The 13,430-nt window shown below is 37.4% G+C and carries 12 protein-coding genes and 2 pseudogenes; 5 read left to right on the forward strand and 9 right to left on the reverse strand.

Annotation, left to right across the window (positions count from 1 at the left end):
- Positions 1 to 173: 173 nt before the first annotated feature.
- The 3 genes from JHD79_RS21425 to JHD79_RS21435 all read right to left on the reverse strand — a co-directional run bounded on the left by JHD79_RS21425 (position 174) and on the right by JHD79_RS21435 (position 2,847).
- The gene (locus tag JHD79_RS21425) at positions 174 to 1,091 is read right to left on the reverse strand and encodes a DUF72 domain-containing protein (protein WP_199121406.1); all 918 of its coding nucleotides are present in this window, start codon (positions 1,089 to 1,091) and stop codon (positions 174 to 176) included.
- A gap of 77 nt (positions 1,092 to 1,168) precedes the next feature.
- The gene (locus tag JHD79_RS21430; protein ID WP_233164822.1) at positions 1,169 to 2,284 is read right to left on the reverse strand and encodes a S1C family serine protease; all 1,116 of its coding nucleotides are present in this window, start codon (positions 2,282 to 2,284) and stop codon (positions 1,169 to 1,171) included.
- Entirely contained in the window at positions 2,281 to 2,847 is a 567-nt protein-coding gene (locus JHD79_RS21435; protein WP_199121407.1) for a sigma-70 family RNA polymerase sigma factor, read from the reverse strand. The genes JHD79_RS21430 and JHD79_RS21435 overlap by 4 nt, the downstream gene beginning before the upstream one ends.
- Before the next feature lie 249 nt (positions 2,848 to 3,096).
- Here JHD79_RS21435 and JHD79_RS21440 point away from each other — a divergent pair, with 249 nt between their 5' ends.
- Together JHD79_RS21440 and JHD79_RS21445 are read left to right on the forward strand one after the other, a co-directional pair.
- A complete protein-coding gene (locus tag JHD79_RS21440; protein WP_199121408.1) occupies positions 3,097 to 3,288 on the forward strand; it encodes a hypothetical protein in 192 nt (63 codons plus the stop codon).
- A gap of 100 nt (positions 3,289 to 3,388) precedes the next feature.
- Positions 3,389 to 4,581 (forward strand): annotated as a pseudogene (locus JHD79_RS21445) (IS3 family transposase).
- Positions 4,582 to 4,653: 72 nt separating this feature from the next.
- On the opposite strand, the gene JHD79_RS21450 reads toward JHD79_RS21445, so the two are convergent.
- Both JHD79_RS21450 and JHD79_RS21455 read right to left on the reverse strand, forming a co-directional pair.
- Positions 4,654 to 5,385, reverse strand: a complete 732-nt coding sequence (locus JHD79_RS21450) for a LytTR family DNA-binding domain-containing protein (RefSeq protein ID WP_199121409.1) — start codon at positions 5,383 to 5,385, stop codon at positions 4,654 to 4,656.
- The gene (locus JHD79_RS21455) at positions 5,382 to 6,470 is read right to left on the reverse strand and encodes a sensor histidine kinase (RefSeq protein WP_199121410.1); all 1,089 of its coding nucleotides are present in this window, start codon (positions 6,468 to 6,470) and stop codon (positions 5,382 to 5,384) included. The genes JHD79_RS21450 and JHD79_RS21455 overlap by 4 nt, the downstream gene beginning before the upstream one ends.
- Before the next feature lie 169 nt (positions 6,471 to 6,639).
- On the opposite strand from JHD79_RS21455, the gene JHD79_RS21460 reads away from it, so the two are divergent.
- From JHD79_RS21460 to JHD79_RS21470, 3 genes are all read left to right on the forward strand, one after another.
- On the forward strand, positions 6,640 to 7,674 hold the full coding sequence (locus tag JHD79_RS21460) for a hypothetical protein (protein ID WP_199121411.1): 1,035 nt from the start codon (positions 6,640 to 6,642) through the stop codon (positions 7,672 to 7,674).
- Between the two features lie 383 nt (positions 7,675 to 8,057).
- Positions 8,058 to 9,404 (forward strand): adenylosuccinate lyase, encoded by a 1,347-nt coding sequence (purB, locus tag JHD79_RS21465; RefSeq protein WP_199121412.1) that lies wholly within the window; start codon positions 8,058 to 8,060, stop codon positions 9,402 to 9,404.
- Positions 9,405 to 9,556: 152 nt separating this feature from the next.
- On the forward strand, positions 9,557 to 10,105 hold the full coding sequence (locus JHD79_RS21470) for a NifU family protein (protein ID WP_199121413.1): 549 nt from the start codon (positions 9,557 to 9,559) through the stop codon (positions 10,103 to 10,105).
- A 151-nt stretch (positions 10,106 to 10,256) separates the two neighbouring features.
- Here JHD79_RS21470 and JHD79_RS21475 read toward each other — a convergent pair whose 3' ends face one another.
- The 4 genes and pseudogenes from JHD79_RS21475 to JHD79_RS21490 all read right to left on the reverse strand — a co-directional run.
- A complete protein-coding gene (locus tag JHD79_RS21475) occupies positions 10,257 to 11,045 on the reverse strand; it encodes an inositol monophosphatase family protein (RefSeq protein WP_199121414.1) in 789 nt (262 codons plus the stop codon).
- Positions 11,046 to 11,048: 3 nt separating this feature from the next.
- Complete coding sequence (locus JHD79_RS21480; protein WP_199121415.1) at positions 11,049 to 12,203, reverse strand: prolipoprotein diacylglyceryl transferase; 1,155 nt, start codon at positions 12,201 to 12,203, stop codon at positions 11,049 to 11,051.
- Between the two features lie 103 nt (positions 12,204 to 12,306).
- A pseudogene (locus JHD79_RS21485) lies at positions 12,307 to 13,314 on the reverse strand (MiaB/RimO family radical SAM methylthiotransferase); the annotation flags it as partial.
- Positions 13,277 to 13,430 (reverse strand): DHH family phosphoesterase (locus JHD79_RS21490; protein WP_199121416.1); only part of this gene is annotated, 154 nt, incomplete at its 5' end. The pseudogene JHD79_RS21485 and the gene JHD79_RS21490, both read right to left, overlap by 38 nt.

Genomic DNA, 13,430 nt, shown 5'->3' on the forward strand with positions numbered 1-13,430 from the left:
ATGCCGGATGGGAAAATAAAACTCCCCAACTGTCAACCTAATAATCTTACTATTATATCTAACCTATAGACGTTATAGCTTTAAAATTCGGTGCAGTATCCCCTATTCTTAAACTCATAGTATTATTTTTTAATTATTCAATAAAATTAATTGTAACTCAATTTACAAAAAACCTAGAACAATTTCCCCTGATGATCTATAAACTTTATTCTAGGTACGTGACTTCCTAATCTTTTGTTAAATTTTTCTATGGTATAATCGGCAATCAAGGGAGTATCTTTTTCATCATGCTGGTGCAAGAAAAAATAAACCCCTTGTAATCCTTTTTCCAACCATTGCTCCAGTCGTTCGGCCCAATCATCTACCCTCTTTTTATCGGAATCCAAAAAATTGCCCCCATTGCCCACAAAACGAATAAAGGCCTCTGGGGTAGTTAACTCCATGTGTAAACAATCTCTTCTGCCACTGGCATCCGTAATGGCTGCACCAATCTTCAACTGGCTGAGCATAGCAAACAATTTTAATCTGGCTGCTTCATCCTTAAACCAATCCTGATGCCTAACTTCTACAAAGAGCTTTAGATCTTTAGGCAGGCCTTCCAGGTATTTATGTAAGGTATCAAAGTTCTTAGGTCCAAAATTATCGCTCAGCTGCAAAAAACAGGGACCTAATTTATCTCCAAATGCCGAAATTGCCTTTAAATACAGGTCTGTTTCAGCTTGCGCTTGGTTTAAACGTTTAATGTGTGTAATGGTTCTAGAAAATTTGGGACAGAATACAAAGTCGGCCTTTGCATCTGCCATTTCCTTCCATTTGATAATTTGTTCCTCTCTCGGAATGCTATAGAAAACAGCGTTCAGCTCTATGGCATTAAAATGTTTAGCATATTCACATAAAAAGTCTTTTTCTTTTGTTTTAGGTGGATAGATCAGATCTACCCATTCCTTTCTTCCCCATTTCGCACAGCCGATGTAAAATTGGGGATTTTCCAGTGCTTTAGCCCTTAGGTTAATCTGTGTCTGCCTTCCATCAGCAGGCAGTGTAAAATCTATTTTTCTGATCTCTTCTGGTGCAACTTTGCCAAATTCCATAATATTGTACTTAAAAAGTAAACCCCGAAAACCTGTAAATGTTTTCGGGGTCTATTTTAAGCTTTTTTATTTAATTCTTAGTTGTTGTTATAAACTTTAATCATAAATACAAAATCCTGTATCTTATCCACCTGCTTATTACGTTTTAGACCTTGCAATTGGCTTCTCTTCCCGTAAGTGACCCTTCTACTCAGCGAATCTTGTGGAATGGCATTTAAAGCCTCCATAATATATTTAGATTTTACGGCAAAGGTAGCCCCATCTGTCTTATTCTCCTTACCGTTAATAATCCCCACAATGTTACCATTATTATCTAAGAGTGGGCCACCGCTATTTCCCGGATTAACCGGAATAGCCACCTGATAAGCTAGAGTATCTCCATTGATCCCTGTTTTCGAACTCACATAGCCATCTCCCAAAACCACGTCATCTTTCGGAAATCCTAAGGTGAACACTTGCTCCCCTATACTTGAACTACCTTTCTTGATGGCATAAGGCAAGTTAGGCAAGCGATGAAATGACTCATCGTTAATTTTAAGAATAGCAATATCATTCTGAGGGTCGTTATAAAAAGAAGTAACCTTATATGAAACTCCTTTATTATTTTGGACGTATACCGAATCTGCACCTCGTACTACATGATAATTGGTAATGATGTAACCATTTCCTGAAATGGCAAAACCAGTACCTCCAAATCTTGCTCTGTTATTGCTGTTGTTATTACTATTTTTATTGGCCTCTCTAGATTTAATATCGCGGATTAAACTATTTTGAGTAGTCTTTATCCTAGCCATATCTTTACTCATGGCTTCAAAAGTGCCAGCCTGTTTATTATTGCTCTGTATAGAATACAATGAAACCATGGTCAATAAGATAAATGAGGCCGCAATAGCAACAGCAGACCTGTTATTTTTCCACAGTTTAACTAGTTTGGAAGGATGCGGTCTCAGTTCTGAAGCCAAAGTTTCTACATCAATTTGCGCATGGGCAGCATCCATCCGTTCCTTCAACTGCAAAATATTGGCATATTGGGCCATTGACTCAAGAAAAACCTTATGTGCTACTACTTTATGATCGACTATTTGATCATTGTTGCGCAATTGCTCAAAAGCTGCGTGCTCTTCAGGAGTCAATTTGCCTTTGAGGTAATCCTCAATAATAGCCTCTAATTCGATGTCGTTTCTCATTTTCATGATTGAAAGAATAATTTCTTCAAACGCTGTAAACACTTATATTTTTGTGTTTTAGCATTATCTGCATTTGTGTATCCAAACTTTTCGCAGATGTCCTGCATAGAATGGTTATGAATATAAAAATCTTCTATAATGGTCTTGCAGGGCTCTCCTAAACTCTCCAATGCAATTTTCATTTTATCAAATTGTAGGTCTTTCTGCTCGTGCTGCTCCAAATCATCCTCTACAACAAGTATATCTTCAAAATCCGCAATATTATTGGTCTTTTTACGCTGTTGCGTAAGCTTCTTTAACCAAATTCTCCTACTTACCGAGTAGAGATACGTTTTCAATTTGCTGCTCAGCTCAAAGTTTCCACTTCGCACTTTATTATACAAAACAATAATGGCTTCCTGGTAAACATCCTTAGCATCATCTTCGTCTCCATTATTATTTAAAATAAGCTGTAACACCATTGGAAAATACGCCGCATACAATTTATTTAAAGCCTCTATCGAGTTATTGAGTATCCCTAATACTACCTCTCTATCTGTTGGAACCGAACTGCTTAACTTTATACTCACTTATTAATACTTTAAATTTCAAATGGTAACCCAATAATAGTTAAAAAAATTCCTTGAACTATTTAACGACAAAAAAAACAAACCTAATACCGGCTCTTTTACGGTACTGTTAATACCAGGGTTCACAAATGGTAACCTTTTTTTTTGCATGAAAAAAATATTTTATTTTTTTTCAAAAACACGGGTTACCTTTTTACCTTTGCGGCATTAAGATGTAAAATTAATTAATTATTTAAACAGAAAATTAAAATGAAAAACTTATTCAAATTTGGCTTTTTAGCTTTAGCATTATCTTTATCAGTTGTAGCTTGTACTTCAGAGAAAAAAGCAGAAGGTACTGATACTGTAGGTTCAGATACTACTGTAACTGCTGATACTACTGTAACTGATACAGTTGTTAAAACTGACACTACTGTTGTTGATTCAACTGTAAAACACTAGTCAATAGTTAAAATTATAGAAAAGCCCCGATAAAATCGGGGCTTTTTTATTTAATATCCTGTTACGTTCTAAAATAAGTTGACCCAAAAAGTGTTAACTTATGGAAAAAGAAAGAATTACGGGATACGTAAAGCGTACTCAAAGGAATTACAGTTTAGCGTTCAAATTGGAGCTGGTAGATGCTGTTGAAAAAGGCGAACTGACCTACAAACAGGCTCAATTACGCTATGGGATTCAAGGACGGAGCACGGTTTTGGTTTGGTTGCGAAAACATGGTAGATTAGATTGGCAAGAATCGGAAACCATGAAGAAAGATACCCCTAATCAAGGCCCTTGAGCAAAAGCTTAGATGTCTTGAGGCAGAAAAGGAAGTCCTAAACCGAGCAATAGATATTACTGATACCACCTTGGGCACCGATATTAGAAAAAAGTATTTGAGCCTATTGTCAGAAGCTACCGAACAGGCTCAAAAAAAGGGAGACGGGACGTCAAATTTGTAGCGAACACACTTGGCTATAGCCGCCAGTATTACTATAAGCACTGTAAGGAACTCAAAATCTAATCAGAGCGGTTAGAAAAGGTAAAACATCTTGTTGGTCTGCAAAGGAAGACCATGCCCAGGCTTGGGACAAGAAAGATCTATCACAAGATCAGGGGAAATCTTGCCCTAAACTCTATAAAACTGGGTAGGGATAAGCTTTTTGAATTTCTTAGGGCCCAACAAATGCTTATCGTACCCAAGAGGCGCTATATACAGACTGCAATGAGCAAACATTGGCTTAAAAAATACCCCAATATCATTCGGGATATCCAACCGGAAAGACCTGAACAGATATGGGTTAGTGATATCACCTATATAAAAACAGATGAGGGGAACTGCTATCTGAATATGGTTACCGATGCCTTCAGCAGAAAAATAATGGGCTACGAAATGGCCGATAATATGGATGCGGCAAGCATGAGAAAAGCTTTTGAAATGGCCATAACGGGCAGGAAACACAAAAAAAAACACTCATTCATCATTCCGATACGGGCTTGCAGTACTGTAGCAAAGAATACATTTCGTTGGCCGAGAAAAACAACATAAGAATCAGTATGACAGAAAATGGGGATCCATACGAAAATGCCCTGGCAGAAAGAATGAACAGGACTTTAAAAGAGGAGTTCGGCTTGGGCAGGGTAATAAAGTCAAGAAAAACCGCAAAACTGTTGATAAAACAGGCAGTTGAGATATACAATGATCAAAGACCACACCTATCTTTGAATATGAAGACACCAGAAATGGTACATTAAAAAATCCCAGCTACTCGAGGTAACTGGGACTTATATTAATCCGTCAACTTATTTCAGAACGTTTCATCCTTTTTAATCAGCATTTGGCTTTCCATTCCCACCAAATCTCAACGAATAACGTTCTAAAAAATCCATTCGGTATATCTCACCAATAGGAATTTCAAATTGCTCAATATAAATTGTACGTGTATCAAATGATTTTACATGATCAATGTTCACGATATACGACTTGCTTACCCTACAAAAACTAGAAGAACTGATCTTACTTTGTATATTCTTCAAATTCATAGCCGTAATTAATTTTTGACTCCCGCTATAAACAATCACATAATCTTTAAGTCCTTCAATAAATTGAATGTCCTTAAAATTGATTTTATATTGTCTACGGTCTGCTTTAATCAACAAATACTCGTTCTCATCCGAAATATTTTTTGATGTTTTAGCTAGCAACAATTTTTTATAGGCTTTCGCCCTACCTATTGTCTTGGCCAATCGTTCGATACCGATGGGTTTCAGCAGGTAATCAAAGGCATTTAAATCATAACTTTTTAAAGCGTACTGATCATAAGCCGTTGTAAAAACAATTAAAGTTTGTTTTGGTATTTGGGCGGCGAATTCTAATCCAGTAACCTTTGGCATCTGAATGTCCAGAAATATCAAATCTACTTTATTCCTTGCTAAAAAATCTGAGGCGAGAAAAACACTAGAAAACTTTCCAACGATTTCTAGATCAGAAATTTCTTCTATCAACGATTGTAAGCCTTCCCTGGCCAAAGGTTCGTCATCTACAATGATACAGGTCATATCGGGACGATTAAATTTACAATATGTTCTTTTGTCGATGTTTCTGTAGTTAGATGATAATTATCGGCGTATAACAACTCTAACCTTCTTTTAATATTAGCAAGCCCCATTCCTCCTTTTGGCAATGGAGGCTGTAGTCCCTCATCACTTACTATTGAATTGCTACACCTAAAGTGTAAACGTTGCTCATCAGCCACAATCAAGAGATGAACATAACTTTGACCGCCAGTGGCATCAGCACTATGTTTCACCGCATTTTCTACAAAAGTGGTGAATAAGTTAGGTGGTAATAAAATACTCCTAGTTCCCTGATTAGTATCAATATCGAAGGTAAAATCGTCTCTTCTTATTTTTTCCAAGTTGAGAAAATTAGATAAAAAATCTAACTCAGCCGTAAGACTGGTATACTCCTCATCATTATCATAAAGCTGGTAACGCAGAAAATCAGACAGTTTCAGGATAACCAGCGATGCTTTTTGAGGATTGATCTTAACCAAAGTATTGACATTATTAAGCATATTGAACAAAAAATGAGGATTAATTTGGTTTTTAAGCCCATTGAGTTCCATTCTCAATGTGATATTTTTCAGTTCGCTAATTCGTTCATTATCTTTAATCCAACGTTGCACCAACTTAATGGTGGTTGAAACCATGACAAAAGGGACAAAGAATACAATACCAGATATGATACTCCTAGTAAGGCTTATCGGGTGCCTCTCTAAAATTCGATGGGGCTCAAAGTATTTCTCCATCATCGAAAACATGATAGACAGTACCAAAGCCAACAACACCATCAATACTGTTAAATAAGCTAAATACATGCCCTTGAAGAAAAAGACCGGCACCAACAGATAGATGTTAACATATACCAAAAAAACGATAATAGCATAATATACTAACAAGCTATATTGTTCATAACTACCACTGTAGTCATTTAAAGATTTAGCATTAAACAATATAAGCAAAAGACTAAGTAGCATGATCGCATGCCTAACATACCTGTAATGCTTATCTATTAAAAAGCTGATCAGCTTTTTATTTGTAAAAGCCCTTGAGGCATCTTCCATAGAGAAATGGTCTTTCATATTCAAATCGCCTCAAAAATAGCGATATAAAAAACTTGGTATCGCTATAAATTATACGAAATGGCGTTAAAATTATACGAAACCCAACTTCGTATAAAAAAAAGTGGGCTTGGTATAAAAAGGAATAAAACAAGCAGTACTTTCTTCTTATTTGCAATAAAAACTAAAAATGCATTTAAAATTAGCAAAGTATACTAAAAGGCCGCTCCCAAAAATACTTACTCATTGGAAAGATACACCTTTCTCTTTTGTTTTGTTGCTGATATGCAGCCCTTGCTTTGGGCAGAAAAAAGACAGTATTCCCGAGAAAATCAATGCCTATGTGGCTGATAAATTCCCTTCAACCCGAGTGCTCAATATCGAACACGATCAGCTCGCATCTCACAAATTCAACTCAAGCCTGTTAAATGGTCCCGAAACCAGTGGCGAAATTACTAACATGTATCAAACAAAGGTTAATTTAAACCCAAGCTTTATCAAAAAAAGAAGGTGGTCACTAAGTGGGTCATTTAACTATCGATACATCGGTGCCACTACCGCATACACAAATCCCACCGACCAGTTAAAAACCATCGTAAAAACGAACTACCATTACCACACCTCATCCTTAAACTTTGCTTATTTCTCCAAGCTCTTAGATAAAATGGTGGTCTATTCAGGTTCTGCAGTGGTTGATGGCAGTGAGAAAAATTTTGAAAGGGTGAAAGGGCTACTGACAGCCACCATGATATTGAAGGCCAACTTAAAAACGAAAATGACAATAGGTTTAGTAGGCATTGTTGATCCCAGCACACAAATTCCCGTGATACCAACTTTCTCTTTTGAACACAAATTTAAAGGAGATTGGATCATCGACATTGTATTACCACAACGTTTGCTCTTTAAAAAGGAAATATTTGGTAATGGTAGGCTCTCTCTTGGCAGCGAACTCGATGGAACGGGTATTTACCTTTATCAATTTAACAGATCTTCTGGAACTCATGAGTTTAGGCAAGTTGAAATTAACACAGGCGCTATTTACGAGCATTATTTTGGAGGTTCATTTATAGGAACGGTTAAAACAGGCTTAAAAAACGTTACTTCCGGTCGTGTATTTGAAAAGAGCAAATCATTTGATAACTATGTTTTTGAGGCAAAACCAAATGGTGCCATGTATTTAAATCTGGGTATTTCCTTTAATCCTTTTGCCAAAAGCAAAAAGTAAATTTTCTAATTCCGTGAATGATATAAAGATTTTTAAAACGAATGTTACGTGTCCAAAAGATGCAAACTATATTATGCGTTGTTTACATGAAGTGGTTTGTACCTGTAAATTTAATTTTGACCTACAGGATTGTGACCGGATATTGCGTATCGAGGGAAAATATATTTCATCAAGAAAAATAGTTTACAGCCTTAGAAAATTAGGCTACCAATGCACCGAACTACACTAACACCACATTACAAATCCCTCATTTGAATTTCAGGCAGAGACAAATATCGTAGCAACAAGCTCCATATTATTTTGCATTAGTCAATTTGCTTTTAGGACTATGTTAATAGCCAACAAATGTTAACTTTGCACATCTTTATAAAATTCAATAAAACATGACTTTATCTCCTCTACAAGCTATTTCTCCTATTGATGGTCGTTATAGAAAAACTACTGCAAAACTTGCGGACTATTTTTCTGAATATGCGTTAATCAAATACAGGGTATTGGTAGAGATAGAGTATTTTATTGCCTTGGTAGAAGCAAATGTTCCGGGTACAGAAAGTTTCGATCCCACCCTTTTCCCTAAGCTTCGTCAGATTTATGAAAATTTTAATGATGCAGATGCCCAGAAAGTAAAAGATACGGAGAGCATAACCAATCATGATGTTAAGGCCGTAGAATATTTTATTAAATCAAAATTCGACGAACTTGGTCTTCAGTTGTATAAGGAATTTATACATTTTGGGCTGACTTCTCAAGACATTAACAATACCGCCATTCCATATACCTTTAAATTGGCTTTAAACGAAAGCTATTATCCAGCATTGAATGCCTTAATTGAAAAATTGGTTGAACTGGCAAAGGAGTGGGAAAATATTCCACTTTTGGCGCATACCCATGGACAACCCGCCTCGCCCACCAAATTGGGCAAAGAGTTTATGGTTTTTGTGGAGCGTTTAAAAGTCCAACTAAAAAATCTGCAACACATACCCAATGGTGCAAAATTTGGGGGGGCAACCGGAAATTTCAATGCACACCATATTGCCTACCCACAAATTAACTGGGTCGAGTTTTCCAATAAATTTGTTAATCATACCTTAGGACTTCATAGGGCCCAATTCACTACACAGATTGAGCATTATGATCAGTTTGCGGCACAATGCGATGCTTTAAAACGTATCAACAATATCATCATAGATTTAGACCGTGATATTTGGACTTATATTTCTAAGAATTACTTCAAGCAAAAAATTAAAGAAGGCGAAGTAGGCTCATCAGCTATGCCACACAAAGTAAACCCTATTGATTTTGAAAACGCAGAAGGAAATGCCGGAATGGCCAATGCTATTTTCGAATTTTTGGCGGCTAAACTCCCCATATCGCGTCTACAAAGGGACTTAACGGACTCTACCGTGTTGAGAAACATTGGTGTTCCTATGTCACACACACTCATCGCCATCAATTCTACGTTAAGGGGACTGAATAAGATTATCTTAAACAATGAAGCTATTAATGCAGATCTGGATAATAATTGGGCGGTAGTTGCAGAAGCGATCCAAACGGTTTTACGTAGAGAGGCCTATCCAAATCCTTATGAAGCATTAAAGGCATTAACCAGGACCAATCAAAAAATAACTGCCGAAACCATGGCACAATTTATTGATGGGCTTGACGTAAACGAGCAAATTAAAAAGGAACTAAAGCAAATTACCCCTTTTAACTATACCGGAATATTTTAGTTGTTTGGTTGGTTAGTTGTTTGGTTATGGGGTAGGATTTAGTCTTTGTTCATTGATTTTGGCGCTTCCAAACATAAATGACCTAAAATAGACATGCATTAGCTGCATTTGGGATTGGAATTATATATTTTTGTATTCTTAAATTTGAAGACATGACTATTAACGTATATACAGAACAAACACCAAATCCGGCAACCATGAAGTTTATGGTGAATAAGCTTCTGATCAATGGTAGTGAAGATTTTGCCACAAAAGAAAGCGCAGAGCACTCACCTTTTGCCAAAGAACTATTCAAGTTCAATTTTGTAAATGGTGTATTTTTTGCCAGTAACTTTGTGACCATCACCAAAACAGAAGATGCCGATTGGTCTGATATTGAGGCGATCTTAAAAGAATTTGTTAAAGGCGCGGTTGAATCTGAACTTAAAATTAAAGATGCTACAGAGGAAGCACCAAGCTTCGAAGGTTCTGACATTGAAATTAAAATACAACAGATATTACATGACTATGTACGCCCAGCGGTAGAGCAGGACGGCGGAGCCATTACCTATAAGTCATTTGACGAGGGTGTAGTAACCGTTGAACTTAGAGGCTCTTGCAGTGGTTGTCCATCGAGTACCATCACCCTAAAATCAGGCATTCAAAATCTATTGCAACGTATGGTGCCAGAAGTAAAAGAAGTAGTATCTGAAGCACTATAACGATTACACGTTTAAATAATAAAAAAATCCGTAGTGCTTAGCTACGGATTTTTTTATGGTAAAAAGTATTCTAAAAGTGTGCATTATCATTCTGAACGTAATGAATAATCTACTAAAAGATTCCTCCTATCATCGGAATGACAAACACCAATTAAAAATACTTCTTAATCGTATCTAGAATTTCTTGGGTGATTAAGCCATTGGTTGCCACAATTTCTCTTGTTTCCAGGTATTCGGTACCACCAGAGAAGTTAAGCAGCGTACCACCTGCCTGTTGTACTAAAAAAGCACCTGCAGCCATATCATACGAGTTTAGGTTATATTCGAAATAAGCATCAAACCTACCACAGGCCACATAGGCCAAATCAACTGCAGCAGAACCAATTCTACGTAAACCATGGCATTTCTGCATCATTTCGGTAAACAGTTTTATGTACTGGGGCTGTTTATCAAATTGGTAATAAGGAAAACCTGTAGCCAATAAACATTGGGAAAGATCTGTTGCCTTTGACACCCTAATTTCCTTGTTATTTAGAAATGCAGGTGCACCTTTATAGGAATAGAACATTTCTCCCCTGTTGATCTCGTAAACCACACCCAGTACGGGTATATTTTCCTCGTAAAGTGCAATACTAATGGAAAAAGTGGGTATACCATGAATAAAATTCGTAGTCCCATCCAAGGGGTCTATAATCCAAGTAAATGCCTTTCCATAAATATTTTCTGTATCTTCTTCCGTTATAAATCCAGATTCGGGCAATAATTTCTTGAGGTTCCTGACCAATTGTTTCTCGGCATTTTTATCTACATAAGATACCAGGTCATTTAGTCCTTTATACTCTATGGCACTGTTGTCAAAAGCGAGGGATTCCCTACGGATAAAATTACCCGTTAGCCTAGCTATAGCGATGACCTTATTGCACAATAATTCGTAATCCATTAGCTAGTAATTTGCCAGTTTTTCTTTCTTTTTTATAGCGTTGGCTACCAAAAAAGCGCCTGCAATAAATAATATTAATGAGATGAGTTCGGCCTGGGTAAATGGAATGCCTGCCACGTGATATTTAGAATTGACCCTGATCAGCTCTACCAAAAATCTTTCGACCCCACTGAACATTAAATAAATACCAAACATCATTCCTGGCCACTTTACCTTGGTCCTGATCTTCCATAAGAATAGGAAAATAAGCAAGGCGGCAATTACTTCATAAAGCGGCGTAGGATATACCGGTTGAGGCAATTCATTACAAAATCTTCCTATACAGCCCGGAATAGCAACACCTTCATTGGCCACATTATTGGGATAAGTATAGGCCCACAACCAATCTGGCAGCCATGTAAATGGTTTAGGATTTAAATTTGGGATGCCCCAGTCTCCATCTCCGGCTAAATGGCAACCAATTCTGCCTACACCATAGGCCAACATCATACCTGGCCCACCCACATCTAACATGTGCAAAGGTTTTATGCCATTTTTATTAGCGATATAAAGTACAGCAGCACCCCCACAGATCAATCCACCATAAAAAGTTAAGCCGCTAAACGATAATAAGCCTCCTATAGGATCTTGAACAAAAGTGTCCCAATGTTCCAGGTTATCGAATATTTTTGCACCTAAGAAACCCCAGATAGCAGCCCAAACTACCATACTGCTCATTAACTCATAAGGATGGACGGTTATCTCTACCTTTTTGGGTGCAGGTAATTTTGTTTTTTCCTTTTCCTTATAGGCCCAATAGGCAAATAGTGCCCCCAGTGCCAAACCACCTAGCCAATTACCTTTCGCAGACAATAGAACCAATTGCGAATCGGCAACAAACAGTTTATAATTAACCAATGCATAGATCAGTTTATAGCCAATCAAAAAACCGAAAAAACCATTGGAAATCAGTTCCATGGCTGAAGCAGGTTCGCCAACGGTAGTTATGCGTTTAGTTGGTTTTAAGATACCCAACTCTTCCTTTCTTTTCAGCTCTTTAGTAAAAGCCCAATAGGCAGCCAAAAAGGCCAAAGCTACGAATACACCAAAAGTATTAAATGGAAGCGGTACCTCAATACCAAATAAATAGGAAATAAAATGCGAGACGGTTGGAAACATACTCAAAAAGTTTAGGCGAATATAGGAAAGAAAGCTGAAAGGCTAAAGTATAAAGATGAATGAAAAGCCCAAAGTTTCGTAAAATAAAAGCAAGAAAAAGTCTTTAAGCATTCAGACTACCAACAAGGGGCTCGCCCAGTTTCAATTCATGAGCGTAGCTGGTTTCAAGCTCCGCCACTTCAACTTCTCCATCGGCAGAAAGTTCAACCAATTTTACTTCTTTTAGCTCATTAACCATCAATGGATCGTATTTGGCTTTAACTTTTACATAGTTTTTGGTAAAACCATGCATATAACCATTTTTCTGATCGTCTTCAAAAAGCACCTGAGCATTTGTTCCTATCTGTGATTGATAAAAAGCCCTTCTTTTCTTGTCGGAAAGAATATGCAACATTTTATTCCTTTCGAAACGTGTACTGCCCACCACCTTTCCTTTCATGCTTGCTGCTTCAGTCTGTTCACGCTCTGAGTAGGTAAATACATGTAGATAAGATATATCCAGTCCGTTCAGAAATTCATAGGTATCTAAAAAGTCGGCCTGCGTTTCGCCAGGAAATCCTACAATTACGTCAACTCCAATACAGCAGTTTGGCATCACTTCCTTTATTTTAGCCACCCGTTCGGTATACAGCTCGCGTTGGTAACGCCTTTTCATGAGGCCCAAAATTTTATTGGAGCCCGACTGCAAAGGAATATGAAAGTGCGGAACAAAGCGTTTAGACTTAGCTACAAACTCAATAATATCATTGCTCAGTAAATTAGGTTCTATAGACGAAATCCTGATCCGTTCGATACCTTCCACTTCATCTAATGCAGTTACCAGATCAAAAAAGCGATCTTGTCTCTGTCCATCCCTAATGCCAAAATCGCCAAGGTTTACCCCTGTTAAAACAATCTCCTTAACACCACTGGCTGCAATTTGCTGCGCTCTTGCCACTACATTTTCAATGGTATCACTTCTGCTCCCTCCACGGGCCAAGGGAATAGTACAATAGGTACACGGATAATCGCAACCATCTTGTACCTTTAGAAAGGTTCTTGTTCTATCACCTATAGAATAGGCTGCAATAAAATTATGGTTTACCTGTTCTATATTCTGTTGATGCACCACCGGCAGCATTCCTATGCCCTCCCCCTTGAAAATATTTCTTGCAAATCTCATTGGCCGGAAAATCGCCGGTTGAACGCAAAGATAATTTTACCCGATCTGTTCGTTCAATGATAAAA

It is taken from the genome of Pedobacter sp. ASV28 (assembly GCF_016428855.1).
In the GTDB taxonomy this organism is placed as follows: domain Bacteria; phylum Bacteroidota; class Bacteroidia; order Sphingobacteriales; family Sphingobacteriaceae; genus Pedobacter.